The organism is Bradyrhizobium sp. YCK136, from assembly GCF_044570075.1.
In the GTDB taxonomy this organism is placed as follows: domain Bacteria; phylum Pseudomonadota; class Alphaproteobacteria; order Rhizobiales; family Xanthobacteraceae; genus Bradyrhizobium; species Bradyrhizobium diazoefficiens.
The window spans coordinates 1,159,675-1,183,675 of the sequence record NZ_CP172424.1 but is presented as its reverse complement, the minus strand read 5'-3'; the positions used below and the strand labels follow the sequence as shown (position 1 = coordinate 1,183,675).

General features: G+C 59.5%; 24 protein-coding genes and 3 pseudogenes. 11 read left to right on the top strand and 16 right to left on the bottom strand.

The window, feature by feature from the left end:
* Nucleotides 1-239: 239 nt before the first annotated feature.
* A pseudogene (locus ACFLEY_RS05690) lies at nucleotides 240-545 on the top strand (transposase); the annotation flags it as partial.
* A gap of 254 nt (nucleotides 546-799) precedes the next feature.
* On the opposite strand, the pseudogene ACFLEY_RS05685 reads toward ACFLEY_RS05690, so the two are convergent.
* From ACFLEY_RS05685 to ACFLEY_RS05630, 12 genes and pseudogenes are all read right to left on the bottom strand, one after another.
* Nucleotides 800-1,594 (bottom strand): annotated as a pseudogene (locus ACFLEY_RS05685) (IS630 family transposase); the annotation flags it as partial.
* 63 nt (nucleotides 1,595-1,657) lie between these two features.
* Nucleotides 1,658-2,695, bottom strand: coding sequence for an EscU/YscU/HrcU family type III secretion system export apparatus switch protein (locus tag ACFLEY_RS05680; RefSeq protein WP_011084630.1), 1,038 nt, complete (start codon nucleotides 2,693-2,695; stop codon nucleotides 1,658-1,660).
* Nucleotides 2,692-3,513 carry a type III secretion system export apparatus subunit SctT gene (sctT, locus tag ACFLEY_RS05675; RefSeq protein ID WP_060909111.1) on the bottom strand — a complete coding sequence of 274 codons (822 nt, stop codon included), beginning with the start codon at nucleotides 3,511-3,513 and terminating at the stop codon, nucleotides 2,692-2,694. The genes ACFLEY_RS05680 and sctT overlap by 4 nt, the downstream gene beginning before the upstream one ends.
* A 10-nt stretch (nucleotides 3,514-3,523) precedes the next feature.
* The gene (locus ACFLEY_RS05670) at nucleotides 3,524-3,799 is read right to left on the bottom strand and encodes an EscS/YscS/HrcS family type III secretion system export apparatus protein (RefSeq protein ID WP_011084628.1); all 276 of its coding nucleotides are present in this window, start codon (nucleotides 3,797-3,799) and stop codon (nucleotides 3,524-3,526) included.
* Between the two features lie 2 nt (nucleotides 3,800-3,801).
* On the bottom strand, nucleotides 3,802-4,467 hold the full coding sequence (sctR, locus tag ACFLEY_RS05665; protein WP_011084627.1) for a type III secretion system export apparatus subunit SctR: 666 nt from the start codon (nucleotides 4,465-4,467) through the stop codon (nucleotides 3,802-3,804).
* Complete coding sequence (sctQ, locus tag ACFLEY_RS05660) at nucleotides 4,460-5,581, bottom strand: type III secretion system cytoplasmic ring protein SctQ (RefSeq protein WP_082755552.1); 1,122 nt, start codon at nucleotides 5,579-5,581, stop codon at nucleotides 4,460-4,462. Before sctQ ends, sctR begins: the two co-directional genes overlap by 8 nt.
* Nucleotides 5,578-6,114 carry a hypothetical protein gene (locus ACFLEY_RS05655; RefSeq protein ID WP_011084625.1) on the bottom strand — a complete coding sequence of 179 codons (537 nt, stop codon included), beginning with the start codon at nucleotides 6,112-6,114 and terminating at the stop codon, nucleotides 5,578-5,580. Before ACFLEY_RS05655 ends, sctQ begins: the two co-directional genes overlap by 4 nt.
* Nucleotides 6,090-7,445 carry a type III secretion system ATPase SctN gene (gene sctN, locus ACFLEY_RS05650; RefSeq protein WP_011084624.1) on the bottom strand — a complete coding sequence of 452 codons (1,356 nt, stop codon included), beginning with the start codon at nucleotides 7,443-7,445 and terminating at the stop codon, nucleotides 6,090-6,092. The genes ACFLEY_RS05655 and sctN overlap by 25 nt, the downstream gene beginning before the upstream one ends.
* On the bottom strand, nucleotides 7,442-8,062 hold the full coding sequence (gene sctL / locus ACFLEY_RS05645) for a type III secretion system stator protein SctL (RefSeq protein ID WP_028181536.1): 621 nt from the start codon (nucleotides 8,060-8,062) through the stop codon (nucleotides 7,442-7,444). The genes sctN and sctL overlap by 4 nt, the downstream gene beginning before the upstream one ends.
* Nucleotides 8,059-8,697 carry a nodulation protein gene (locus ACFLEY_RS05640; RefSeq protein WP_011084622.1) on the bottom strand — a complete coding sequence of 213 codons (639 nt, stop codon included), beginning with the start codon at nucleotides 8,695-8,697 and terminating at the stop codon, nucleotides 8,059-8,061. The genes sctL and ACFLEY_RS05640 overlap by 4 nt, the downstream gene beginning before the upstream one ends.
* A gap of 11 nt (nucleotides 8,698-8,708) precedes the next feature.
* Nucleotides 8,709-9,572: a type III secretion system inner membrane ring lipoprotein SctJ gene (sctJ, locus tag ACFLEY_RS05635; protein WP_060909113.1), complete on the bottom strand. Its 864-nt coding sequence runs from the start codon at nucleotides 9,570-9,572 to the stop codon at nucleotides 8,709-8,711.
* A gap of 8 nt (nucleotides 9,573-9,580) precedes the next feature.
* On the bottom strand, nucleotides 9,581-10,081 hold the full coding sequence (locus ACFLEY_RS05630) for a nodulation protein NolB (protein WP_171901143.1): 501 nt from the start codon (nucleotides 10,079-10,081) through the stop codon (nucleotides 9,581-9,583).
* Nucleotides 10,082-10,263: 182 nt separating this feature from the next.
* Between ACFLEY_RS05630 and ACFLEY_RS05625 the strand changes: the two genes are divergently transcribed.
* The gene (locus ACFLEY_RS05625; RefSeq protein WP_020608155.1) at nucleotides 10,264-10,956 is read left to right on the top strand and encodes a secretin N-terminal domain-containing protein; all 693 of its coding nucleotides are present in this window, start codon (nucleotides 10,264-10,266) and stop codon (nucleotides 10,954-10,956) included.
* 555 nt (nucleotides 10,957-11,511) lie between these two features.
* Here ACFLEY_RS05625 and ACFLEY_RS05620 read toward each other — a convergent pair.
* Entirely contained in the window at nucleotides 11,512-11,688 is a 177-nt protein-coding gene (locus ACFLEY_RS05620; RefSeq protein ID WP_211434332.1) for a hypothetical protein, read from the bottom strand.
* 994 nt (nucleotides 11,689-12,682) lie between these two features.
* Between ACFLEY_RS05620 and ACFLEY_RS05615 the strand changes: the two genes are divergently transcribed.
* The gene (locus ACFLEY_RS05615) at nucleotides 12,683-12,886 is read left to right on the top strand and encodes a hypothetical protein (RefSeq protein WP_011084616.1); all 204 of its coding nucleotides are present in this window, start codon (nucleotides 12,683-12,685) and stop codon (nucleotides 12,884-12,886) included.
* 570 nt (nucleotides 12,887-13,456) lie between these two features.
* Here ACFLEY_RS05615 and ACFLEY_RS05610 read toward each other — a convergent pair.
* The 3 genes and pseudogenes from ACFLEY_RS05610 to ACFLEY_RS05600 form a co-directional block, all read right to left on the bottom strand.
* A complete protein-coding gene (locus ACFLEY_RS05610) occupies nucleotides 13,457-14,521 on the bottom strand; it encodes an IS630-like element ISRj1 family transposase (protein ID WP_082755507.1) in 1,065 nt (354 codons plus the stop codon).
* 146 nt (nucleotides 14,522-14,667) lie between these two features.
* Nucleotides 14,668-15,237, bottom strand: a complete 570-nt coding sequence (locus ACFLEY_RS05605; protein ID WP_249163597.1) for a DUF1521 domain-containing protein — start codon at nucleotides 15,235-15,237, stop codon at nucleotides 14,668-14,670.
* A 146-nt stretch (nucleotides 15,238-15,383) separates the two neighbouring features.
* Nucleotides 15,384-15,860, bottom strand: a pseudogene (locus ACFLEY_RS05600) (DUF1521 domain-containing protein); the annotation flags it as partial.
* Between the two features lie 1,173 nt (nucleotides 15,861-17,033).
* Here ACFLEY_RS05600 and ACFLEY_RS05595 point away from each other — a divergent pair.
* The 8 genes from ACFLEY_RS05595 (at nucleotide 17,034) to ACFLEY_RS05560 (ending at nucleotide 23,846) form a co-directional block, all read left to right on the top strand.
* The gene (locus ACFLEY_RS05595) at nucleotides 17,034-17,342 is read left to right on the top strand and encodes a hypothetical protein (protein WP_060909114.1); all 309 of its coding nucleotides are present in this window, start codon (nucleotides 17,034-17,036) and stop codon (nucleotides 17,340-17,342) included.
* Between the two features lie 42 nt (nucleotides 17,343-17,384).
* A complete protein-coding gene (locus ACFLEY_RS05590) occupies nucleotides 17,385-17,576 on the top strand; it encodes a hypothetical protein (protein ID WP_014497948.1) in 192 nt (63 codons plus the stop codon).
* A gap of 116 nt (nucleotides 17,577-17,692) precedes the next feature.
* Nucleotides 17,693-18,586 (top strand): hypothetical protein, encoded by an 894-nt coding sequence (locus tag ACFLEY_RS05585; protein ID WP_060909115.1) that lies wholly within the window; start codon nucleotides 17,693-17,695, stop codon nucleotides 18,584-18,586.
* A gap of 33 nt (nucleotides 18,587-18,619) precedes the next feature.
* Complete coding sequence (locus tag ACFLEY_RS05580) at nucleotides 18,620-19,156, top strand: hypothetical protein (RefSeq protein ID WP_060909116.1); 537 nt, start codon at nucleotides 18,620-18,622, stop codon at nucleotides 19,154-19,156.
* 2 nt (nucleotides 19,157-19,158) lie between these two features.
* A complete protein-coding gene (locus ACFLEY_RS05575) occupies nucleotides 19,159-19,587 on the top strand; it encodes a M48 family metallopeptidase (RefSeq protein WP_060909117.1) in 429 nt (142 codons plus the stop codon).
* Between the two features lie 9 nt (nucleotides 19,588-19,596).
* Nucleotides 19,597-21,696: a type III secretion system export apparatus subunit SctV gene (gene sctV / locus ACFLEY_RS05570; RefSeq protein ID WP_060909118.1), complete on the top strand. Its 2,100-nt coding sequence runs from the start codon at nucleotides 19,597-19,599 to the stop codon at nucleotides 21,694-21,696.
* Nucleotides 21,697-21,726: 30 nt separating this feature from the next.
* On the top strand, nucleotides 21,727-22,317 hold the full coding sequence (locus tag ACFLEY_RS05565) for a tetratricopeptide repeat protein (RefSeq protein ID WP_082755554.1): 591 nt from the start codon (nucleotides 21,727-21,729) through the stop codon (nucleotides 22,315-22,317).
* Nucleotides 22,318-22,502: 185 nt separating this feature from the next.
* Nucleotides 22,503-23,846, top strand: a complete 1,344-nt coding sequence (locus ACFLEY_RS05560; RefSeq protein ID WP_039183842.1) for an IS1380-like element ISBdi2 family transposase — start codon at nucleotides 22,503-22,505, stop codon at nucleotides 23,844-23,846.
* Nucleotides 23,847-24,001 lie beyond the last annotated feature (155 nt).

Sequence of the window (24,001 nt, the reverse complement as noted above, 5' to 3'; positions counted from 1 at the left end):
GCTCCTGCGATTACCCCATGTGGACGCCCCCTCACGGCATCGCTGTGCCAAAGTGGTGTCGTTGACCATCACTTGAACGGAGGCGTCCATGTCGGAATTTAGCATAATCGCGTTGGATCTGGCGAAGAATGTATTCCAGATGCACGGCGCGGATGCATCAGGAACCGTGCTTTTCCGCAAGAAGCTGCGCCGGGATCAGATCCTTAAATGTCTTGCCGCGCAGCCGACGTGCACGGTCGCAACGCGACTTTGCGGCATGGCTGGGGCTTACCCCGCTGCAGCGCTCCACCGGAGGCAAGCAGAAGCTCGGCAAGACGTCACGTATGGGCGAACGAACCCTGCGACGACTACTGATCATCGGCGCGAGCGCGGCCGTGCGCTGGGCAATGCGCAAAGGCTCGACAGCGGATTCTTGGCTTGCGCGCATGCTTGCCCTCAAGCCGCCCATGCTGGTGATCGTCGCCCTCGCTAACAAGATGGCGCGCATCGTCTGGGCATTGATGGCGAGAGGCGGAACCTATCGGGCTCCGGCTGCGGCGAAGTAGTTCCGCGGCAGGGACCGTGAGTGTGAGAAGGTCAACCGGAGAGTATGGCGCACGGTCACGAGACAGGAATGGGAAAACCAGATCATGGATACGCGCCTCGAGCACGCGAAGTTGAATTGGACCCGTTCCGCGAACTCCCATACGGGCCAGCGGCATGTGACAGCCGCAACAAAAGGCCGAACACATGTCAGCGCCCGACCACGCTCCGCACTCTTCGAAAGATTCTTCTTGCACCAACGGGGGCGTCTACACATGTCCATGACGATATGGACATCGAGGCCTTCAGGAACTTGAGCATCGATCTCTTTTAAAAACTTCAAGAACTCGACTGCCCGGTGGCGCTTGTAGCATTTGCCGATGACGAACCCCGAGGCGACATCGAGCGCGGCAAACAGCGAGGTCGCACCATGCCGCACATAGCTGTGCGTACGACGCTCCGGTATGCCGGGCATCATTGGCAAGACCGGCTGCTCGCGATCGAGTGCCTGAATCTGGCTTTTCTCATCGATGCTGAGGACAAGGGCTCGGTTCGGCGGGGACAGGTAAAGCCGACGATGTCGCGTGCCTTGTCGACGAGCCGCGGATCGCTCGACAACTTGAATGTCTGGCTACGGTGCGGTTGCAAGCCGAACGCCGACCACATTCGGCGGATCGTGGTGCGGGAAAAGCCAGTTTCCGCAGCCATCGAGCGGATCAACCATTGCGTCGCCTCGGCCGGCGTCGTACGCAGCGTGCGCTCGATCACGGTGGCAACCTGATCGTCGTTGATGGTGCGAGGGCGGCCAGGGCGTGCCTCGTCAAGCAAGCCATCACAGCGATCCTTCAAAAATCGGCGGCGCGACTTGCCAACGGTGTGTTCGTGGAGGCCGAGTTCGGCAGCCACAAACTTGCTTGGCAAGCCATCCGCCCACCGCAGGATCGCGCGGCATCGCTCAGGAAAGCAACCGCGCAGCACGATGACGACGAACTTGCCTCTCCAAGTACGCCCGCTCCTGCGGACTCAGCACCAACGGCGCGATCGGCCGGCCTTTCCCACCTGCATTCGCCACAAGCGCTCTCCTCTCTCGAGATTCGAGCTATCAACCAATGCGACGAACTTGCGTTCCGGATGACTAGACTAGCCCCGCCGCATAGAGCGCTTTTGCGACTGACTCGAAATACTGCGAAGGCACCGGGTTGCCGAGCCTTGCCTTGCCGAGCAGCTGACGCGCCAGAACATTGTCCTCCACAATGTTGAGGCGAAGCGCGCGCGCCTCACCAAGCAGCTGTGAAGCAGCTTCACCCTCGCCACGGCAGACCAACACCGGCACACCGGTCTCGCCGCGAACATAGCGCAGACCAATCAACGTTGCCGGTCCCCGCAATATCAACGTGGCCCGGCTGATGCCGAGTGGAGCCTCGTTTGCCGACTCTTGCCGCAGCCGCCGGTGCTCGCGCTTCACCTGCGGATTGCCTTGCTGTTCCTTGTTCTCCCGCTTGGCCTCCGTTTCCGTCATGCGCATGTCCTGCATAAACAACCAACGCTGGATTAGAAGGTCAGCCAATCCGCCGACCAGAAAAGCTCCAGCGGCAATGCCAATCAGCAGTTTAACCTCGGTGAAGACGAAACCAAAACAGCCCATGCCGCAGACTGGCAGGTACACCAGCGCTTTCCAGCTCGCGGTCACGGTTAAAAAGAAGATCGCACCAAGCAAAACCACTTTAGCCAGGGTCTTGCCAAGCTCGATGGCCGAACGTTTCGAGACGATACGCTTCAAGCCTTTGATGGGATCGAGTTTCTCGAGCTTCGGCTTGAGCGGCTCCGAAGCAAACATAAAGCCGCCATTGGCCAGGACATTGGCCAGAAGAGCTGCTGTCACGGCAGCGGCGAGCAACGGAGCGACAGTGGCAATCGAAAGTTCTAGCAAGCCGCTGAGCGCTTGTGGCACCGCGCTTGTGAACGGCTGCTCCTGCAGTTTATCGACCAGCCGGACCGTCTCCTGCCACTTGTCCTCAATGGCACCCGCTCGCCACCACAGACAGCCGAAACCGGCACAGGCGCTGACGCCGCTCACTAGATCGGAGCTGCGCGCGCTCTGCCCCTTCTTGCGCGCATCGCGCAGCTTCTTGGGCGTCGGAGGAAGCTTTTTCTCCTCACTCGTAGAGCTCATTTCAACAGCTTCCTCAGATGATCGAGCATGTCGTTCGAGGTCAGGATTTCAGAACCGGCATATTCGAGCAGATAGACGGTGTAGCTGACCATAATGACCCCGAATGCAACATTCTTGATCATCGGGGAGAGATCGTTCATCTTGAGCTGAGATGCAAAACGGCCGAGCATCATGACCGAGATATCCACCAGCAACAGCAGGGCCAGAACCGGCCCGGCGACCAACAAGGTCGTCATCATGATACGATCGAGAAGGGCAAGACACTCCACTGCCCCTTGCACTGTCAAGGCAGGCAAAAACTGATAGACAGGCCACACTAGGTAGCTGCCATAAAGGCCGCTCACCATGGTCTGCAGCCCGCCGACCAGAACGAAGATCGTAACCGCCGTAACACCGAGAAAGAGCCCGGTTCCAGTCGCTTGGCTGTGCGTCGCGGGATCCTCCCCCGCAACTTGGCTTGAAATTCCTCGTTGGGTATCGATGATGTCGCCGACTGCCTGTATGCTCCATAGTGGAATACTGAGCAGGATGCCGAGCATCAGACCGACGAACACCTCCTTCACGCCAAGCATGGTAACGCTAACCAAGCGCGTGTTCGGGTCCAAGGCCTGCAGACCGAGCTTGATCTGAGCAAGGCAAGGCAGGCCAATCGCAATCGTCAGGCTTCCCCGAATGAGGCCGCTGATACGCGGCCGGGTGAAGACAGGAAGCACCAGCATGATGCCTAGGGCGCGGGCCGCACTCAGGCCGGTTGCGGCGACGAATTCGATCGAGCCCTGAACGAGAACTTGCGCCTCTGCGGGTGACAGGCCAGCCATCCAAGCTCTGCTAGTATCTTGCGGTGAGTGCCGGAAACTCGCTGAAGATGCGCTCGGCCTGGTCGATCAGCGGGGCGCTGAGAACCGGGGAAAAACCGGCGAGCACGGCGACGACAACCAGAAGCTTGACCGTCAGTGGCAGGGTTTGGTCCTGGAGCTGAGTTGCCGCCTGGATAAGGCCAATGATCAGTCCGGAGATCAGAGCTGCGAGCAACGGCGGCAGAACCCAGATCATGAAGAGCACGAGCGATTGACTGAGGTGCGTAAGGATGCTGGCTTCGTTCATGGTCAACCTCCTGGCGTGGTGTAGCTTAGTACTAGCCCGTGCATGAGACGTGACCAGCCGTCGATAGTGACGAACAGAAAGAGCTTGAAGGGGACAGATATCACTGTGGGGGATACCATCGACATACCCATGGCCATCAAAATCGTGGTGACAATCAGATCGATCGTGATGAAGGGAAGATAGAGAAGAAAACCGATTTCGAAGCCCCGCTTGAGTTCGGAAATCAAGAACGACGGCACAAGAATTGAGAAATCATCTGCCGTTACGCTGCCGCGCATCTCCTCCGACCAGACATGTTCGGTGGATGACAGGAAGAAGCGGCGCTGCTCTTCATTGGTGAATTTCTTCAGATGAACACGCAGCGGCTCCTGTCCCTCCTTGGCGGCCATCACCCAGTCATCGAAACTCTGGTAGCGAAGTTGCGGATCGGTAAGGCGGTTATAGGTCTGCTCGAAGACTGGAGCGCTGATGAAGACGGTCAGGATGAGTGCCGCTCCGTAAAGGACGATGTTCGGCGGTATCGATTGAGTTCCTAGCGCATTGCGCACGAGGAAGAGAACAACCGAGACCTTGATAAAGGCTGTAGTTGTGACGACAGCAAAGGCCAGGAGGCCAAGGCCGACCGTTATCGCAAGAAGCGCCAGGATGCTGGGTTGAATTTCAGTCATTAAGCGCCAACCTGCCGCGTAACCTGACGGCGAGCTCCTCGCCGATCCGCACGATGTCGCCTCGGCCGATACGTTGGCCGTTCGCAACGATATCGACCGGCCCGTCAAGATGCCGGCCAAGTTCGAACACGTGGCCTTCGTTGATGGTTCGCAAGGTTCCCAACGGCATCGGCCAGCGGCCACATTCGAATACGAGTGTGATCTCGATGCTGTCGATATCCGCCTCTGACGGGGGCTGCTGTTGCATCTGGTTTTGGGGCATCACATCTTCACTTTTTAGAGGGTGGGATCGCAAGCGGAATGGTCCTCGCAGCACCAGCCTGTCGCCGCCAATCTCTGCAGGGGCCCACAATCGGTCTACAACGAGAACAATTTGGCCTCGCGCGAGTGGAATTGTGTCCGGGAGCAGCGCATCGCCTTGCTCTGCTTGGCGAAGAACGCCGATCGCGACGCGGAGCGAGCCGATATGGCCTGCAACGATGACCGGGAGTTCGGAAAGCAGCCTGGCCGCCTGTCGCGGTAATCGGCCGAGCAGCTCGCCGAGGACGGTGAAAGCCGGAGGCACCGGACCGTCGAACGGAGAGAATAGAAGCAGCCGAGCCTTGCTGGCGAGCTCACCATAGGCGACGTCAAATTCAAGATAAGGCTGCGTACTCCGCGCTTCCTCGGTGCGAACAAGCTGCAGATTCCGCTGCGTCATTCTTTCCAGCGCAGCAAGCAAGGGTTCAAGCGCAAGTTCCAGGACCAGCGAACGCGCCGGCTCAGAAGGTAAGGTAAGCCCATTCTGCACGGTCCGAACCAGCGCTTCCGCAAGCTTACCCGGCAAGGACAGGATCAAGGTTTCACCTTCTACTTCGAAGACGCAGTCGAGCATCGGTGCCGCAGCCGGCTCCGCCTGCCAGACGGTCCGGCTCACGCGCACAGATAGCGGCTTCTCGCCGAGGAGGCCTTGTAGAGGCGCACGCAACGCTGTGATCTCGTTAAGCCACGAGGCCACTGCGTGCGACAGGATCAGTGACGGCATGAAGGCTGCGCGCTCAGCCGGCCGGTCTGAGGCCGGTGCGGCTTCCGCGCCGCAGGCCCCGAGCTCGCGCGTGAGAGGATCTGCAATCATGCTGGCTCACCTCCCGTCTGCCCTGACGGGCCGCGCCGGTAGCGGAGCAAGACTTCATCATCAGCTTCGATTTCGGCGGCGGCTTCGAAATGAGCACTCGTGGTGCGCCGAACGTCTTGATCAATCTCACGCCATTTCTGGCTCGCCGCTGAACGCCTGGCCCAAACGGCCCTCGCCTCAAGAACCGCAGTCTCAGCTTGCGCCTGAGCAGCACGGGCATTTTCAAGAACCTGCTGCGCCGCTGCAATCTCATCTGTGAGCCGGCCGATGATGAGATGATAGCGCCGCTGCAGCTCGCAAACAGACATCGCATCGGCTGCTAGCATCTCCCGATAGAGCTCTGCCTCGAGCTTTGCCCGGCGCTCTTCGGCATGTGTAAGATGCTCGAAAGCTCGTTGGACAGCTTGGATCGCAAGGTGGCGCTTGGCTTCCATGTTAGACAATTCACGAATGGCGCTTCGCTCCCGCATGTCCTTTACGAGCCGCAGCTTCGAGGCGTGAACGGGACTTAGGCGGTCAGACGCGATATCCATGCGATCGTCTCCTCAAAGCTGCACGCCTCACCCTGCCCCTGGCGCAGAAAGGCCCGCAGTTGCTCGATCGAGGCGATCGCCCGATCGGTCAGCGGATCAGAGCCTTGTTTGTATTCACCGACCTTGATCAGGAACTCGGCCTCAGCGTACCGTGACAGCAGATCACGGAAAAAGGATGCCGCCTTGCGATGCGGCACGGACACGATCGCATCCATGACGCGGCTGCGGCTCGACAACACGTCGATCGCCGGAAAATGCTCCCGGGAGGCCAACGCGCGGGAGAGAATAATGTGGCCATCGAGGATGCCGCGTGATTCTTCCGCTATCGGATCACCCGTGCCGTCACCTTCGACAAGCACAGTATAGAAGGCCGTAATGGAGCCATGCTCGCCCATGCCGGCGCGCTCCAACAAGCCCGGCAACAGTGCAAAAACGGATGGCGGAAATCCGCGCCGGGTCGGCGGTTCTCCTGCGGCAAGTCCGATTTCACGCATGGCGCGGCTAAAGCGCGTCAAAGAATCCATCATCAGAACGACGCGAAGGCCCTGATCACGAAAATATTCGGCTAGCGCTGTCGCCATGTGGGCGCATTGGGCCCGCTCCATCGCCGAACGGTCGGAAGTCTCCACCACAACGACGGAACGGTGAAGGGCTTCGCCAAGATGACGTTCGATGAATTCACGCACCTCTCGACCGCGCTCGCCGATCAGCGCAACGATAGTGACGTCGGCCGCTGCGCCTCTTACGATTTGCGACATCAGCGTCGACTTGCCGCAACCGGCATCACCATAAATTCCGATCCGCTGACCTTCTCCGCATGTGAGAAGACCATCCAGGACACGGACGCCGAGCGGGAACGGCTGTTCAATCGCGCGCCGTTTCATCGGATTAGGCGCCCTGCCGCGCAGCGGTCTGGCTTCGCCGGCTTTTATAGGACCCTTGCCGTCGAGCGGCCGGCCAAAACTGTCGATCACGCGGCCGAGCAAATCGGGGCCGGCAGCCACTTCCTGCATTCGCCCGGTCGTCACCACCTCTGCGCGATTGGACAGCCCCACCATGTCCCCGATGGGCGTGAGTAACACCCCATCCGGCAACAGACCGATTACCTCGGCCTCGAGCGACCATCCGCTGCGAGGATCCTGCAATAAGCACAGTTCTCCGACCCTGGCCTCCGGCAAGACGGCGTGCAGCAGCGTGCCCACGGCCCGCGTGATCCGGCCGCGGACAGCGCGTGTATCGATGTGCTTGGCGGAAGATCTTAAGGATGAGAGTGCGGCCTTTACGGTTCCTTCTGCGGCCGCGGCATGATGGGTCGGTCGTTGCACGGTCACGATTCAGCTTCCTCCGTCAAGCCAAAGCCGAGGCGCAGCGCGCGCAGCTGCGCGGCAAGCCCAAGATCGACGTTGCCGAACTCGCTCCATAAAACACATTGGTCCGCGCTCAGCGCCGGATCCGCCTCAATCCTGACCTTCGGCCGGCCCTCAAGTCCGTCATAATCCTTGAACTCACTGGCTAGCAGGTCGGCTTTCAGTGGGGATACGTGAAGGCAGACCTCCGTGTTTTTATATCTTTGCTCGATGGCATGACGAACGCACTGGACCAGCATCTTGCCCGAATCAAATGCGCCAAGCAGATCGCGAACGATCTCAAAGACCAGTTGCGGCAATTCCCGCTCCAGAACCGCCTTGCGTTGGGCCAGTTCACAAGTCGCCTGCGCAATCAGCCGGGCCATTTCCTCTGCGCCAGCCTTTGCACCCTCGGCGCGGCCCTGCGCACGTTCCCGCTCATAAGCCAGGCGTGCCCACCCTCGAACCCGCTGCAGATGCCGCTCGGCAGCGGCCAGCGCCTGTATGGCATCGTGCCAGATCTCAAGCTGCGCAGCTGGGATCAGCGGTCCAAGAGCCCGAATCTTCGGGGCCGCGGGTGGTGCGAGGGCATCGGCCGTCATGCCCCAGCATCCTCAGTGCGCAAATGAGCCATGACGAGGGAAAGCAGCGGGCCTGCTGCGCTACGGTGCTCGGCAGTTGAGCTCTCGGCGGCCGTCCCAGCGGGCAAGCGTAGAAGCACGCGGATACGAGCAAGCGATGAAGTCTCTTCGAGCCAAGCGCCGAGACAAGCATGCCCGTCATATTCGATCTGTCGGGACAATTGCTCTGGATCGGCGATCGGGGCCGTTGCGACGGCGCAGGATAAATGCCGGACTGCGAAAGCATGCGCCTCGGCACCGATCAACTCCACCAACACAGGCAGATCGTGCCTGGAGAACAGCTTGAGGATGGAGCGTGCATGCCAAATGCCGCCCGCGAGCAGCGCAGCCCGCCGCGGATCATGCCCCAGGAGAGCATCTTCGCTCCAGTCGCCGCAGCTCACCTCCCCCTTGCTACCCAAAAGCAGTTCGGCGAGCCTTGGCTGTAGCCTGGCACTCTGCTGTAGCCGAGCCAAAGTGGAAGGCGAAAGCAGCGGGTCAAGAAGCCCGGCGAAACGACCGGGATCGGCCGAGGCAGCAAGCTCGCGCAGCCGATCGGCTGCGAGCGTGAACGAGCGATTGGTTTTTGTGGCTGTGGTTGACATTGATGGCGGCATGAGCGTCCAGACTATGACGCATCAGCAATCATCTTGCCCGCCGCTTGGTCAGCAGACAGGCGCGAGCCCCTACCGAACACGCTCAGCTTACGCGATGATTTTCCAAACTGACGCATGCGCGGGCCCAGCAATACGCAAGCGACGATGCCGAATACCGCTCCGGCGCCTCCTACAGCAAGCGCAAGTAACGGCGATGAGCCGGCTCTTGCTGACTGAGCCACAGGGACTCCCGGACCGGCAGACTGCTCGACTGGAGCGCGCTCGACCGGCACGAAGACAACGGCGACCTTGTCATAGGACAGCCCTTCAATGCTGTTTGCGACGAGCATCTTGATCTGCGGCAATAGTGCCGAAAGCCTCGCGCTGGAGCCATGTCGAATGAAGACCGATGCCGAGGACGGGGTCGCACCTTGCCGCAACAAGTCGTTCTTCGGCAGAACGACGTGAACGCGTGCTGAAAGGACGCCATCTATATCGCTGATCGTGCGCGACAATTCTTCGCTTAGAGCATAAACGTATCGCGCCCGCTCCTCGATCGGCGAGGCAACGAGGCCCGATCCCTTGAACACCTCGCCGAGATTCTTGAAGGATTGGCGCGGCAGCCCCTCAACATTGAGCAGGTCAATCGAATAAGCGAGCTGCTTTTCCTCGACCTGGATTGTGCTGGTTCCGTCCTTGGCGACAACACGGACAGCATCAACGCTCTTGCCAAGGAGAAGCGCGAGCATCTCATTAGCCTCGCGCTCCTGAATTTTGGTGTAGAGATCGGTCTTACAGCCGATCAGCGAGAGGAGAAGGGGCATAGCAAGAAACACGCGAAGCCGTCGCCACGATTGACGGCCGCCGGAGCTCCCCCTCTTCATATCGCCAGTCATCAGCTTACTCAGCCGGCCGATAGCAGCTTGTTTAGCGACGAGCTGACGGCGCTGGTGCCCTTGGAGACGAGGGAAACCTGAACAACGTCTTTGTAGACGTCTCGCAGATTCGTCATCATCGATTCGAAATCAGCTCCAACCGGCTTAACAGCTGCATTGGCTCCGGCGTTATCCGCCGGCAAAAGTGGCTGCGCAGCCGGCCCAGGCTGCACCCCATTTACGACAGCCGGCGCAATCGCCGGAGAAACGGCTCGACCCTGGTAGATGCCGGAAAGGGTTTGGAGGATTCGGTCGCCCGGCGGACTTGCCAGCACATTCGTGCGCTGGACCTCCAATATCGGAGGAGTCGCTGCGGGTGGATTCACGGACGGGAAAGCAGACCCCTGATTGGGAGCTACTTGCGCCAGGGACTGCTCGAAACGCGCCTGCTCGCCAGCAGCTGCCGGAGAGCAGGCACCGGAAAGACAACCGGCTGAACTGGGAGGAATCGGCGTTGCGCCTAACAACATGGAGTGTGTCATTGTACTGGTTTGATGACCTAGGCTTTAGCCGATGAACCGATCAAGTTCATAGGCTGCCGAGCTGACGAAAACCTGACGGAGATCAGGTTGACTTGGTCATCTAATGATCACGTTTGGCTTCCAAGCTGCGGCGAAACTCTAACTTCATGATGAGCGGAAGGCGTCAAGGAATGCTCGCGCGGTCCACGGTGGTACATATCTTAAAAAGAATTTTTTGTGCCGGTGTTCTCATCTGTGTCGGAATTTTGCGCACGTCTGCAGCATCCCTTTCGCTGCCGCCCGCCCCTTATAGCTACACCGTTCTCGATCAGGATCTTGCTGCGGCGCTGCAGGAGTTCGGAAACAATCTCAATATCAGGGTCAATGTCAGCGCCGACGTCAGGGGCCGGATTCGTGGACGAATGCCGGACCTGCCGCCACGAGAATTCCTTGACCGTTTGACTGCTTTGTACAATCTCCAGTGGTACTATGACGGACTTGTCCTTTACATCTCCGCCGCCCAAGAGGCGCAAAGCCGGCTCATTGTATTGAACCCAATCAGCTTCGATGCGCTCAAGGCCGCGCTCGACGCGCTCAACATCTCGGATGAGCGCTATATCGTGAAACCTGCCCCGGGAGAGGGCCTCATCCTTGCTTCTGGCCCACCCAGATTTGTTGCGCTGGTGGACCAGACCCTCAAGGGCCTTGTGGCGGAAGCGCAGGCCCGGCGCAGTCCCGCCGCCGAGAGGTCACAACACGAGTCGGTTTTGATGTTGTTTCGCGGCTCCTCGAGCACGGTCTTCCGGGACGGGCGGCCGGAAGCTTCTCCCGAAACGCCGCTTCATGGGGGCGCTGTGCGCGAAGCCGGTCCAGGCCAGAAGTGATGGTCGAAGATGCAAGACCGCTCCGACTGAAGTCGCATCCGATCGTCAGCTTTTCGAAAGCTAAAGCCCCCAGCATGAGCCTGCGAGGTCTTGACGGCTGCCCTGCTTGAGGCAGCCCGATAGATGGATAAGAGACCGGATGCTCGAGGGAAATTGGGTAGCGCTGCCTTCACGCAGTGCGAGGCATTAAAGATCAATGTGGGCCTCCGCACGCGCGCTTCCGAGCTAGCTGAGGCTTCGCATAGCTCAATGCGCGTCATCAGTTGGAAGGAGAAACAGGGTGGATTTCAATGCAGTCGCCCCGGCGGATACGAGCCCGGAGCCCGACACAGCACGGACGGCTACAGATGCAACCGAGTTCGAGCGGCAGCTCAGCGGTTCAGAGGCTCCCGCTTCGGCGCAGGGAGTCGCCCATCCAGTGCTGCAGGGCGAGGCTTATTCACCCTATCTCGACGCGGGCCATCCCTATCTCCATACTTGGAGACAGGACACCTCTATCCGCCTTACCCAGATTTAGCGCATCCCCTTGGGCCAGACTCGGGTTGGCAGGATAATCTATATGCCGCGCCTGCGGCCGTCGCTGCGCCAGAGCCGGACAACGGCCAGCAGCATCTCTCGCCGCAGGCCATAGCTCAGGCGATCGAGGAACATCCCGGCTTCGATCAAGATGTGATATGGCAGACTCTGGATGTCGGCCCATCGCAAGCCGAGCCACGGCACGGTGAGCCTCAAGCGGGGACATCGCATGCAGGACCATCGCGCACCGCCCCTTTTTCAGGATGAGCCGCCGCACGCCGGCCCCTCGCATGCCCGGCCATTGCAGGCGGGACCGCCCCAACCTGGGTCTTCTGAAGCTCCGCCAGAACTTTCCGGGTTCCGTATGCGGGATGGACATCTCGCCAAGGACTATTGGGTGTTTACGGGTCAAACAGCCACAGGCGCTCAGATCGACATGCTGGAGCGAAGCGGAGTGAAGCCGAGCCAGGACCACCCAGTAACAATCTTTACCCTTCTCGGCGTTGCCTCATACGGCCGAATGGAGAGAGGAGAACTTCATTCGTCTCACGCCCTCGCTAGATCCGGCCCTTTGGCCTGAAGAGGGAGAGCAAGACCAACCTGAGGACGCGGAAGATCCGCCCTTCCGCTAATAGCTGCAGCCGAGCAGCGGCAGGGCCATCTCGCGGGGCCGGCACCGGCCTTCCGGATGGTAGGACACGAGGCCTTCCCAGCGGCTATTCCGCGGCCACGCTTCTGTTATCAGACCACTTCATAAGTGCCAGACCAACTCGTTCGAGGGCAGCGGTCAAGTCAACGACCACGCGAGCCAGATGCATGAAATGGTTTTTCAAATGGTTCGGTGAGAACAGAACGCGGGCGGAGAAAGGCATTGCTGCAAAAGCGTGTCTGGCGCGCCAGCCCCGCGAGTCACCCTGCGATTCTAAAAGGACCGCGAGGCGATCCATGTCGTCGAGATGAAGGTAAGCGCGTTGCGGATCAGGATAGTCTGGGTATGACCGGCCCCCCTAAATACCTTCAACATACCGGTTGTTAGAACCAGCACAGTTCTTCGCACAAACCTCCAAACACCGGACCACCTGAGATCACTCGGGGCACGAATCGCGGCATCAATCCGGCCTCACTCTTCGTCAGCTTCTTGCGAGCTGCCCCTGCTAGCACGAAAGGAATAGGTCATCTCGCGGCACCGCCGCTATCTGAGTTTTATGACATGGACACAGGCGCAGCCGATATCGCAGCAACGGCGCCAGACGCTGGCACAAACACCGATAACGCCGCGAACGGCGGCGACAACTCGCACGCAGCATTGTTGCAGCGGGCCTTCGAAAAAGCTCTGGTTGCCGTCGCTACCCAGGTCATAAGCGATACCCAGTCAGACATGGATGACGCTATGAGCGAGCTAGATGATGGCTGAAGGACGGATTATCAGACGCGCACAGGGAGGACCTGACGGACGGCAAGCCGAACCGAAAACGATCGGGTGAAGCAGGCGGACTTGGCAACAGCAGCCGCTAGACCGTCTTAGGTGATCCTCCAGGCAGGCGGTGCGGCCGTTCTGCAGGACCTCGCAATTTTCGGAAGACGCCGCAGCGACTTGCTCATGCCGCCGTGTCACATATTCTTCGATGAGGGTTCATCAGGAGCGCTCTTTAGCCAGGGCACCAGACGTTCTAAGCGAGCCCGAGCGCTCCCCGCCGATGAACTTCGTCAGCTATTATCCTCGATTGGTTCTGCAGCCGCCCGCGAGATCGTGCGCTAGAGAGATCCTCCGAGATTTTCCGTAACATAGGCAGACTTGGCGCTCGCTGCGCCCATATCTGCAGAACTCCGGGGACCGCTGCCCCTCAGCATCGAGGCATGTTGCTGCTGCCTGATCCTGAGTTATGGCGTATTTGTCGCTACGAATTGGCGCCAAAGCTCAGACTGCCCCTATCACGCTAAGAGCTAAGATCCTCATCGAGGCCGCCGCACCTAGTACCCGGAATCAGAGCTGAGTGATACGGCGGCCTTTGAAACGGCGTTGACGGACCTTTTTCTTGGTCCAGACGAAGGGCTCGGCTCTGTCGTTGTATGCGTTGACGTAGGCATCGATGTGTTCCTGAAGCTGCTTGAGGCTCGTGAAGGAGGTGCCGCTGAGCGACTGCCCCTGCAAGATGGAAAACCATACCTCGACCTGATTGAGCCAGGACGCACTTGTCGGCGTGAAATGAAATTGCACGTTGGGGTGGGCCTTGAGCCAGTCCTCGTTCTTTTTATGGGTGTTGAGGTTGTCGAGGATGACGTGAAGCTTGCGGTTCGGAAAAGCCGCGGTGACGCTGTTCATGAAATCGAGAAACTCGACGCGGCGCCGGCGTTTTGAATGGGTCGCGATGATCTTTCCGGTGGCGACTTCGAGCGCCGCAAACAATGTTGTGGTGCCATGCCGCTTGTAATCGTGGCTTTGGCCGGTCAAGGCGCGGCCATCGGGCAACTTCAGATAACCCTGCGCTCGCTCCAAAGCCTGGATCGAGGGCTTCTCGTCCACGCACAGCACAATGGCCTTCGCCGGCGGCGCGACATAGAGGCCGACAACATCGGCGGCTTTGGCCGTAAAGTTCGGGTCGTTGCTCTCGCACCAGGACTTGCGAGCCACCAGGTCAATCTTGTGGCTGCGCAGGAACCGCCAGACATATTGGACATCGACATCGCCCAGCGCCTCGGCCAGCAGGGGGCCGGTCCAGCGCGCAAACCCTTGCGGTGGCGGCTTATCCAGCAGCTTCAGAATCCGCTTGTCGGTCGTCTTCGTATAGATCGGCTGCTTGCCAGGCCGCGGCTTGTCTTGCAGCCCTTCAAGGCCATGGTCGGCATAGCGATGCCGCCAAAGGCTGACAATCCGCGGCTGGACCCCAACTTCCTTGGCGATCGACCGGGTGCTGCGCCCATCCGCCGCCAACAGAACTATCCGCGCCCGCTTCAAATCGCGCTGCAACGTCACCGGTGAGCGACAGCACGCCTCAAGCACCTTGCGATCTTTCCTCGAAAGGTGGACTTCTCTTGCTTCGGGTATCATCCCGACCTTGAATCACGACTCACGTTCCAAGAAAAGTGGGCTTCATCTCCCTCACTGAACACGAAAAGCGGGCGCTAGCGCCCACTTCAGTGACTTATCCCATAAGCTGGAACCGCTTCGCAGTACCAGCCAGACCTCAGGCCAACTCAAGCATCGGACGTTGTGCCTGGATTCTCATTGCTGTCGATGATTTCCTGGTTCACCTGGCGTCCAGACCGGTCAACCCAGCCCGAGCCTGGTTGTTCATAAATCGTCTGGGCTCCGTCCGAAGTCAATTGATCAAGCGTACGGCCCGCATTCGACTGCGTCACCTTGAGATTGTTCTTACCGTCAAAGCGGTCTCCAAGCCCTTCGACGACCATGGCATTGTCGCCGTTAGTAATGGTCAGCTTCGAGGCCATCGTTTTGCCCTTGCCGATATCAACGGTGTCGACAGTAATCTTCGTGCCGTCGTCGAGCTGGAAAGTCATGTTCTCCTTGAAGTCAAAGTCGACCTTGCCGTCACCGTCGGCATCGACGTGGGGATCGCCTTTAATCGAGGTGATCTTGCCTGTTTGACTGTTACGAATGAGCACTGTTCCGTCATTTTCGTCGACCAAGATCGAATACTTATCACCAAGCTTGATCTCAGCCTTGCCGTCCCTGACCTCATGTGACCACACTGGCGCCGGCTGAGAAGACTGCGTGGGCACCTGGGCAGCCGCAACAGGCACCATCGCAAGAGGCGGCGGCGGAGGAGGAACGAAGAAGACGGGCGCCGTAGAGGTGGGCGCTCCGCTTGCATACTGGTAGTTGCCCGGCCCCGCCCTTGCTCGCCGTCGTCGATACTCGCCTGATTCACGGCGCGTCCGGCGCCATCGACCCATCCCTGTCCACTCTCATGGATCGTTTGGGCACCATCAGACGTCAACTCGTCAAGGGTCATCCCAGCGTTGGACTGCGTCACCCTCAGATTGTTTTTGCCATCCTTGTCGTCGCCGAGCCCCTCGACAACGATCGCGTTGTGGCCGTTGGTAATCGTAAGCTTTGAAGAGATGGCCTGGCCATTGCCGTAGTCGACATTATTCACAGTAATCTTCGTGCCGTCGTCGAGCTGAAACGTCATATCCTTCTTGAAATCGAAGTCATCCTTGCCGTCTCCGTCGGCATCAACGTGCGGGTCGCCATGAATGACCGTGACATGGCCGGTCTGGTTGTTGCGGACTATCCACGTGCCATCCTTCTCATTGGCCGTAATCGTATACTTGTCCCCAAGGTTGATCGTGGCCTTGCCATCCTTGACCTCATGCGTCCACACCGGATCCACAGCAGACTCGGCATTCTGATTCAGCTGGCTCATCAGCATGGTGGGAGGAGGAGGCGCCATCATGTACGCCTGCGTCGTAACGACGGCTGGCGCCACGACAACCGGAACGACACTCCCAACGGCCGTACCGACGAGGGCTGGTGAGGCTACCGGCAAGTACTGGTAGCTCGCCGGGGCATATTGCCCAACATGGCGTTGAAGGTGGGAGTGACAACAGCGCCCTCCGGCGCCACTCCGTTCATCGAGTCGGGCGCACCCACCACTGGCAGGCCAGCCACGGGAAGATACTGCATTTAGTTCACTCCTGTTGCATAGACGACATCTGTAAAACTGTGAGCGTTACGCGCATAGTCACCTAAGATCCGCCGCTTCAGATCTGCATGAGAGCGCCTGATCAGCTCATCCGAACGAACGACTAATTCCCTTGCCAGAACCGGCAGCCTATGGAGATCCTCTCTCGCCCCATCACCGTAACCGCACGAGCACATCACGCGCATTCAACTCACAGATACGGTAGCCCGAACACCTGTCGAAAAGCTGACGATGATCAGCGAGCCAAGCCGCACGCACTTTGGCATCGATCGGATGTCCGAAACGCATCCTTCGCTGAACGTATCGCAAGATTTAATATTCCCTCCTGGCAAGATTCGTCTGGTACCAGCGGTGCTCCCATGTCTTCAGGCAAATGACACGACGTTGCCGGTTACCAGCCAATCATCTCATCCTCACCGCAATCAGCGCTCCCGCCGGAACTGCACATCACCTGCGAGGAGCGATCAACAGCTTGAACTCTCGCTGCATTTTCCCAGGCATCAAGACTTCGCGAAAGGTGAGCTTTCGCAAGCCGCCATCTTAGCCAAACGGGACAAGCGAGGGCTGAGATCCGCACGGCTCGATGACCTTATCCCGCTTCCGTGCTCCACCCTGCAAGCCACGCGCCTGCGAAGGTTCCGCCAAGTCAAATCATTCTTGAACGCGCAGCTAAGCACGGCTCAACTCGCCTTCATCCAAGCCGGCTATAGGGCGCCGCTGGGAGCGCCAGGGCGATCCGATGATTGCGAGCAGATGCAAGCCTGCCGCAAAATATCAGCCTACTCGCCTCAACGTGAGGCTCGTCAGCTTTTCGAAAGCTAGCGCCCCTAGCATGAGGCCGCTGAAGCAAGGCGAACAGTCGTCTGCGCAACAAGACGAACATAGGAGAACGCAATGATCGGAGAAATGATTGGAAGCGCCGCCGGCGGTTACCTAGGCGGCCCGGCCGGAGCGGCAATTGGTTCGGCACTGGGCGGGACCGTGGACAAGGTCTTTGACAAGGTGGTCTACACCTTGGTGCCCGACGAGGGTCACCATGATAAGGCCGAAGACCACAAAGACGCCGGCGAAAAGACCGAGGTGCAATCCAAGCACGAGACTGCCTGCAAGAGCCCGGAGCTGAACCTCGGGCTCAGCACGCTCGGCGGTACGCCCATGTTCCTTTCCATTCCTGCGATCGTCTCGCCGGCCCGCACCTCGTAACAAATCAGAACCAGCGTTATCCCAAAAGAAAGGCAAATAGACATGGCGGTTGACAATGTTGGCGGAAATGGCGGCGCTGCTGGTGCCCAGCAGACCGGCGATAGCGGCTTCCAGAACCAGATGGCTGAATTCGAGCGTGTGAGCCAGAAGGTTCAGGCCCAGGCCGTGGCAATGCGCAGAATTACGACCGAACTCTCGTCCGAGAAGAAGGTCGCCGACGAGCGCGTCCAGTAATTCTGCAAGACGGGTGGCTCACCGCAGTTGCTACCGTCGCCGCGCTGTGAATGACGAAGTCTGGATGAGCCGTACGGCACCGCCGTACGGCTTCTCTCGTTATTCAGGAGATTATCGTGAACGACTCTGTTTCGCTTGAGTTCGAGGTGCTTTCGGGGCTCTATACCGGGCTCAAAGGAAAGACGGCGGGCGGCGAGAGCATTGTGGGCAGCGGCCTCGATGCGGACATGATCTTCGTTGAACAAGGGCTCGAACCGCATCATCTTCGCGTCATCCCGCAGCGCGATTCGATCGAGCTCGAAGCGCTCGCTGCCAGAATCAGCACTGACCGTCACGCTAGCATTGCAACAGGTGAGCGCGTCAGAGTGCCGCTTCCCGCGATCATTCATGCCGGCGCGATGTCCATCCGCTGGTCGGCACAGGATTTCCAACCAATTGCTTCGAGCAAGCGATCTCGCCGCTCGATCGTGGCACTCAGCCTGATCTTGCTCAGCTCTGTCGCGATCGGCACCGTCTCAATCATCTTTGCCCCCGGCGATAGGGCGGTGGCGCCAAGCACCGGATCATCGCACGCGGTCGAAATTGCCGTTAAACCAACCGTCGATCATTTTGACGCGAGAGCTGCTGATGAAATGGCCGCATCACTGCGCCAACAGATCGAACGAGAGGGCCTTCCTGACGTCAAGATCGGGCACGGGCCCGGCTTCGTGACCGCGGAAGGGACGATTGCGCCGGACCTCGTTGCAAAATGGAAAGAAATCCAGCAATGGTTCGATCGTCAAAGCAATGGTACCCCGACCCTTGTGAACGCTGTCGCGGTGAAAGAGGAAAAGATGCCGTCTTCGATTGCTGTCCAAGCCGTCTGGCGCGGAAGCGAACCTTATCTGCTTATTGCCGGGCAGAAGTATTTCGTCGGCGCGCTCTTAAGTAATGGATGGACCGTTGATCGAATCGAGGATGGACGAGTTCTGCTCAGCCGCAACGGCCGATCTGCCGCTTTGCCCTATTAAGGTCTCTACCCTGCAAAAGAGAAGGAGAAGGCCATGGCTAGGCTGCCTCAGCACTCCGTAGGGCCCGGCAACTCATCGCAGGGGTTAGATGCGGGCCAGCACGCACCAGTCATCGGCTCGCCTCCTTCGCGAGGTGATAAGCTCGAAGTCGGAGGCGCCCATGCGGATAGCGGCACGAAGCGGGCGTCGTGGCAGGATGCGGCTTCGTATGATCTGCCAATTGATGGTGCGAGCGAAGCGGCGCTCGGGGTCGATTCCGTCGGCGCCATCTCGCGCGTCACTTTATTCGAAAGCGAAGCAGGAGCGAATGAGGTAGATGCACGCGCGAGATTGGCTTCGCTTTATGGTCCCAATCTGTCCCGCGGACTACTCTCCTTCGTAGTTCCGCGCCTTCGTCATCCCGACGTACTGCGCGCTGACAAGCATGGTGTTCTTCTGGAACGCTTGACGCGAACATTGGAGGCGACGCCGGAAGACAAGACGGCGCGAGAGTGCTTGGCAGTCCTGCAGCAGGAGCTGCAGCGGTTACTAATGCTCCGACAAAACCAAAACAGCTTAATCAAGGGTTAGCCATGGCCGATCCTGATGGATTGCATCGCGTCGCCGTTCCCCTGGCTCCAGGAGACTCAAAATCCGGCGATATTCCGTCGATCTCCGGGCCAGAGCGCGACCTGCTTTGCGCACTCTCATATGTCCATCTCGCGTGCGGGCAGAGCGCACACAGCCTGGCTCTGTTGCGAATTGCAGCTCGCGAGCATTCCAACGACGTCGGTCTACTCCGCATTCTAGCCTACACGCTCATCGCCGAGGGCCTCGGCGAGGAAGCACTCCATGTGCTGGACCGGCTGGACGCACTTGATACGCAACCCTCTTCTCGCATACCGATGACGCTGTTGCGCAGTCACGCGCTACGGCACGCTGGCCGCATGGCCGAGGCTCGCGAGGTCTTCCAGACCTATGTGTCATTGCGCGCGAGTACAGCCCTCATCCGAAAGCAATAGGGATCTATCATGGCCAACACCTTGCGCGGCTTTGTCGTGCGCGCTCCGGCCCACCCGGATTTCATGGTTGCCTTGATGCTGCTTCTAGCGATCGGCATGATGATCATGCCAATCCCAATCATCGTGATCGACATGCTGATCGGCTTCAATCTTGGCTTTGCCATATTGCTGCTGATGGTTGCCCTCTATCTCAGCACACCGCTTGATTTCTCGTCCTTGCCGGGCGTCATCCTGATCTCCACCGTATTTCGGCTGGCGCTGACGATTGCAACAACACGGCTGATCCTCGCCGAAGGCGACGCGGGCAGCATCATTCACACCTTCGGCGACTTCGTCATTTCAGGGAATATTGCGGTCGGAATTGTCATATTCTTGATCGTGACCATGGTCCAATTCATGGTTCTTGCCAAGGGTGCCGAACGCGTCGCAGAGGTGTCTGCGCGCTTCACGCTTGACGCGCTACCAGGCAAGCAGATGGCGATCGATGCGGAGCTACGCAACAGCCACATCGATCAACACGAAGCACGCCGCCGACGTGCCGCCTTGGAACAAGAGAGTCAGCTTCATGGCGCTATGGATGGTGCCATGAAGTTCGTTAAGGGAGACGCGATCGCCGGGCTGATCGTGATCTGCATCAATATGCTTGGCGGAATAAGCATCGGCCTGCTCTCCAAGGGCATGTCGCTCGATGAAGCGCTGCATCAATATACTCTTTTGACGATTGGTGATGCGCTCATTTCGCAGATTCCGGCGCTGCTGCTGTCAATTACCGCCGCGACCATTGTCACGCGCGTCAACGGACCCTCCAAACTCAGACTCGGCGCCGATATCGTTCACCAACTTACCGCAAGTACGGAGGCACTTAGGCTAGCCGCCTGCGTCTTGGTATTCATGGGGCTCGTTCCTGGCTTTCCTTTGCCCCCGTTTGCCGTGCTGGCCGTCCTGTTCGCTGCCGCAAGCTACGTCAAGGTCGGCCCCAAAGACGACAAGCCTGCCGCCAAAATAGGAGCTAGCGCCGCGGCATCGGCGCCGGCTCCTGCAGCGGTCCAAAAGCAGACCGCACATGCGGAAGCGCTTCCGATCGCGTTGTTCCTTGCACCAAACCTGACGGATTCGATCGACAAAGACGAGCTGGAAGAGAGCATTTCGCGTGTTTCAAGGCTCGTGTCGGCGGACCTTGGCATCACCATTCCGCGGATCCCTGCCCAGATTGGCGACAGCTTGTCCTCGTCGCAGTTCAGGGTCGATGTCGATAGTGTGCCAGTTGAGCGTGATGTGATCAATCCCGGGCACTTGGCACTCAACGACGATGTGGCGAACATCGAATTGAGCGGCATCCCCTTTCAACAAGACCCTGAAACGAATCGGGTCTGGATCGAAGAACGGCATGCAGCGGCTCTCAAGGCCGCCGGAATCGGATATCATCGGCTAAGCGAAGTTCTTGCCTTACGTCTCCATTCCACATTGACGCGCTTTGCACAGCGCCTGGTCGGTATTCAGGAAACCCGCCAATTGCTCGCTCGGATGGAGCAGGAATACCCTGATCTGGTGAAGGAGGTGCTGCGTACGGCCACCGTCCCTCGGATCGCCGAGGTCCTGCGCCGCTTGCTCGATGAAGGCATTCCAATCCGCAATACCCGCTTGCTTCTGGAGGCATTGGCAGAATGGAGCGAGCGCGAGCAAAACGCCGTCCTGCTCACCGAGTATGTTCGAGCTACCTTAAAACGCCAAATCTGCTTCCGGTATGCTAATGCCCATCGCGTCGTGGTCGCCTTTATCATCGAGCGTGAGAGCGAGGAAATCATCCGCGGCGCAGTACGGGAAACGGCCGTAGGCCCATATCTCGTCTTGGATGAATGGCAGAGCGAAAAGCTGCTTGCACAATTTCGTCAGATTCATGCGACCATCGCGCAAAGTAAGAGCCAGCCTGTCGTCCTCGGTTCGATGGATATCCGGCGTTTCGTGCGCGGTTTTCTCACGCGCAACGGAATCGACTTGCCTGTTCTGTCCTATCAAGATCTCGCCGCGGACTTCACGGTCCAGCCGATCGGATCCGTCAAGCTTCCAAAGGCGCCTTCCTCAGGAGGGCTCCTAACAGCTGCAAGCTAAGAGTGCGCAGCACTACCTTGTGAGTAGCCGATGAAATCTAATGACACCAGCTTCCGCCGATATCTGTGCTCCGCCAGTCCAAGGCTGCGGCCGGCTCTGCTTGCGATGCTGACTGTTGTGCTGCTCGCTGGTTGCGCTACCGCAGACAAACATGGCCTTTCACCGCAGCAGAGGTCCGCATCAGACCTCGCAGACAGCGAAGAGATCGACCCCGCCGCGCGCGAGCGCATTTCGCACGCGCTTGGCCGAGATGCTGATGAAGGGGCTCTGCGCGACGCATTGAAGCAACAGCCGAACAACATTGATGCGGCTATTCCTCTTGCGCGAGTCCTGCTGGCACGCAACTGTCCGAATGATGCGCTTGAGGTGCTCGACGGCGTGTTATTGGCAACCCCTGGCGACCTGCGCGCATTAAATGCCAAAGCAGTTGTTCTCGATCACGAGGGCCGTCATCAGGAAGCCCAAGAGCTATACCGCCAAGCTCTCGCGGCGGAACCTGCAAACCCGATGCTGCGCAACAATTTCGGACTGTCCCTCGCCCTTCAAGGCAAGATGGACGCCGGCGATGCCAGCGCAGCACCGCAGGCGGGCAGCCGGAAAGCATTGGCTCGTTCAAGATAAGGCGATCAAGAGCGGGCAGGAATAGCGAAGCGTGATGCTTAGCTGTCAGCTTGCCGACAGCTAGCCTGTCTTATTCGTAAGAGGCGCCCGAGAGGCTGGCGAGCGTGGTGTAAAGCGCTGATACGGCGTAGGATTCGGTTGTGAAGCCAACCCCATCACCTCCAACCGCGAACGCCACGCCCGCCATGACCGACGATACGATTCCGCCCTTCTCGTTTCCAGCCATTCACGCCAAGAAAGTCACAGCTGCCTTCGATGGTGGGCGCCTAACCTCGAACGGGGGCGTGATGCTTCTGGCGATGGCCGAGCGGCGTCTCGGCTTGGCCGACAATCTGGCCCGGGTGTTCCCGGATCGGCGCGATCCGACGCGGGTCGTGCACAGCCTGGTCGATATGTTCCGCGCGCGCATGTTCGCGATCTGCTGCGGCTACGAGGACGCCGACGACCTCGATCATCTGCGGTCCGATCCGGCATTCAAGCTGGCCTGCGGTCGCCTACCGGACACGGGCCGGGATCTGTGTTCCCAGCCGACGCTGTCGCGGCTGGAGAATGCTCCGCGCCTGCGCGACGTGATCCGACTGACCTACATTTTGGTCGACGCATGGATGGATAGCTACCCCCACGAGCCGGCATCCGTCACGCTCGACATCGATGATACCTGCGACGTCGTCCACGGCCATCAGCAGCTCTCGCTGTTCAACGCTCATTATGACGAACGCTGCTTTCTGCCGATCCACGTCTACGACACGGAGAAGAGCCGGCCCGTGGCCGTCGTGCTGCGGCCCGGCAAGACGCCGGGCGGCGTCGAGGTGCGTGCCCATCTGCGCCGCCTGGTACGGCATATCCGCACGCGATGGCACAACACGCGAATTACGTTCCGTGGCGACGGGCACTATGCCCGGCCGGAGGCCATGGCGTGGTGCGAGACCAACGGCATCGACTACATCTTCGGTCTGTCCGGCACCAAGCCTCTCGCCAGAAAAGTCGACGAGGTCGCCGACGACATCCGCACCCGACGCGCCATCGAGAACCTGCCGGTTCTGCGTGGCTATACCGAGACCCGCCACAAGGCAAAGTCCTGGGATCGCGAACGGCGCACCGTCGCCCGTATTGAGGCGACGATGCTCGGCCTCGACATCCGTTTCGTCGTCACCAGCCTCGATGTCGGCTCGGCCGAGTGGATCTACGACAGCCTGTATTGCGCGCGCGGCCAAGCAGAGAATCTGATCAAGCTGCATAAGACACAGCTCGCCTCCGACCGCACCAGCTGCCGTTCGGCGCTCGCCAACCAGGTCCGTCTCGTGCTCCATACGGCCGCTTATTGGCTGATGCTGACCGTGCGCGACGCCATTCCCAAAGCCCGGGAATTGGCCACTGCCGAGTTCGCGACGCTGCGTCTTCGTCTCTTGAAACTCGCTGCCCGTGTGGTCGAGACCACGAGCCGCATTCGCCTTGCGTTTGCCGCGGCATGTCCCGAAGCCGACCTGATCCGCGGCTTGCCCGGCGCGCTGCTCCCGCTCGGTCCGTAACCGACCGGGCCTGCGCCCGCTCACCCGCCCCACTCCTCCATCGCCTACAAAACAGCTTGATGTAGAACCCGGTGAGAAAAGGCCGGACGGTCACCCACGCCAGCCGCCAGCCCCCGTCAGACGTCAAGAACGACCGTGCTCTCGTGAATAGATCG

Excerpts from the sequence above, each read along its gene's own strand:
- ACFLEY_RS05680 (WP_011084630.1), bottom strand. The coding sequence starts at position 2,695 with ATGAGCTCTACGAGTGAGGAGAAAAAGCTTCCTCCGACGCCCAAGAAG.
- sctT (WP_060909111.1), bottom strand. The coding sequence starts at position 3,513 with ATGGCTGGCCTGTCACCCGCAGAGGCGCAAGTTCTCGTTCAGGGCTCG.
- ACFLEY_RS05670 (WP_011084628.1), bottom strand. The coding sequence starts at position 3,799 with ATGAACGAAGCCAGCATCCTTACGCACCTCAGTCAATCGCTCGTGCTC.
- sctR (WP_011084627.1), bottom strand. The coding sequence starts at position 4,467 with ATGACTGAAATTCAACCCAGCATCCTGGCGCTTCTTGCGATAACGGTC.
- sctQ (WP_082755552.1), bottom strand. The coding sequence starts at position 5,581 with ATGATTGCAGATCCTCTCACGCGCGAGCTCGGGGCCTGCGGCGCGGAA.
- ACFLEY_RS05655 (WP_011084625.1), bottom strand. The coding sequence starts at position 6,114 with ATGGATATCGCGTCTGACCGCCTAAGTCCCGTTCACGCCTCGAAGCTG.
- sctL (WP_028181536.1), bottom strand. The coding sequence starts at position 8,062 with ATGACGGCCGATGCCCTCGCACCACCCGCGGCCCCGAAGATTCGGGCT.
- ACFLEY_RS05640 (WP_011084622.1), bottom strand. The coding sequence starts at position 8,697 with ATGCCGCCATCAATGTCAACCACAGCCACAAAAACCAATCGCTCGTTC.
- sctJ (WP_060909113.1), bottom strand. The coding sequence starts at position 9,572 with ATGACTGGCGATATGAAGAGGGGGAGCTCCGGCGGCCGTCAATCGTGG.
- ACFLEY_RS05630 (WP_171901143.1), bottom strand. The coding sequence starts at position 10,081 with ATGTTGTTAGGCGCAACGCCGATTCCTCCCAGTTCAGCCGGTTGTCTT.
- ACFLEY_RS05625 (WP_020608155.1), top strand. The coding sequence starts at position 10,264 with ATGCTCGCGCGGTCCACGGTGGTACATATCTTAAAAAGAATTTTTTGT.
- ACFLEY_RS05615 (WP_011084616.1), top strand. The coding sequence starts at position 12,683 with ATGGACACAGGCGCAGCCGATATCGCAGCAACGGCGCCAGACGCTGGC.
- ACFLEY_RS05610 (WP_082755507.1), bottom strand. The coding sequence starts at position 14,521 with ATGATACCCGAAGCAAGAGAAGTCCACCTTTCGAGGAAAGATCGCAAG.
- ACFLEY_RS05605 (WP_249163597.1), bottom strand. The coding sequence starts at position 15,237 with ATGGTGCCTGTTGCGGCTGCCCAGGTGCCCACGCAGTCTTCTCAGCCG.
- ACFLEY_RS05595 (WP_060909114.1), top strand. The coding sequence starts at position 17,034 with ATGATCGGAGAAATGATTGGAAGCGCCGCCGGCGGTTACCTAGGCGGC.
- ACFLEY_RS05590 (WP_014497948.1), top strand. The coding sequence starts at position 17,385 with ATGGCGGTTGACAATGTTGGCGGAAATGGCGGCGCTGCTGGTGCCCAG.
- ACFLEY_RS05580 (WP_060909116.1), top strand. The coding sequence starts at position 18,620 with ATGGCTAGGCTGCCTCAGCACTCCGTAGGGCCCGGCAACTCATCGCAG.
- ACFLEY_RS05575 (WP_060909117.1), top strand. The coding sequence starts at position 19,159 with ATGGCCGATCCTGATGGATTGCATCGCGTCGCCGTTCCCCTGGCTCCA.
- sctV (WP_060909118.1), top strand. The coding sequence starts at position 19,597 with ATGGCCAACACCTTGCGCGGCTTTGTCGTGCGCGCTCCGGCCCACCCG.
- ACFLEY_RS05565 (WP_082755554.1), top strand. The coding sequence starts at position 21,727 with ATGAAATCTAATGACACCAGCTTCCGCCGATATCTGTGCTCCGCCAGT.
- ACFLEY_RS05560 (WP_039183842.1), top strand. The coding sequence starts at position 22,503 with ATGACCGACGATACGATTCCGCCCTTCTCGTTTCCAGCCATTCACGCC.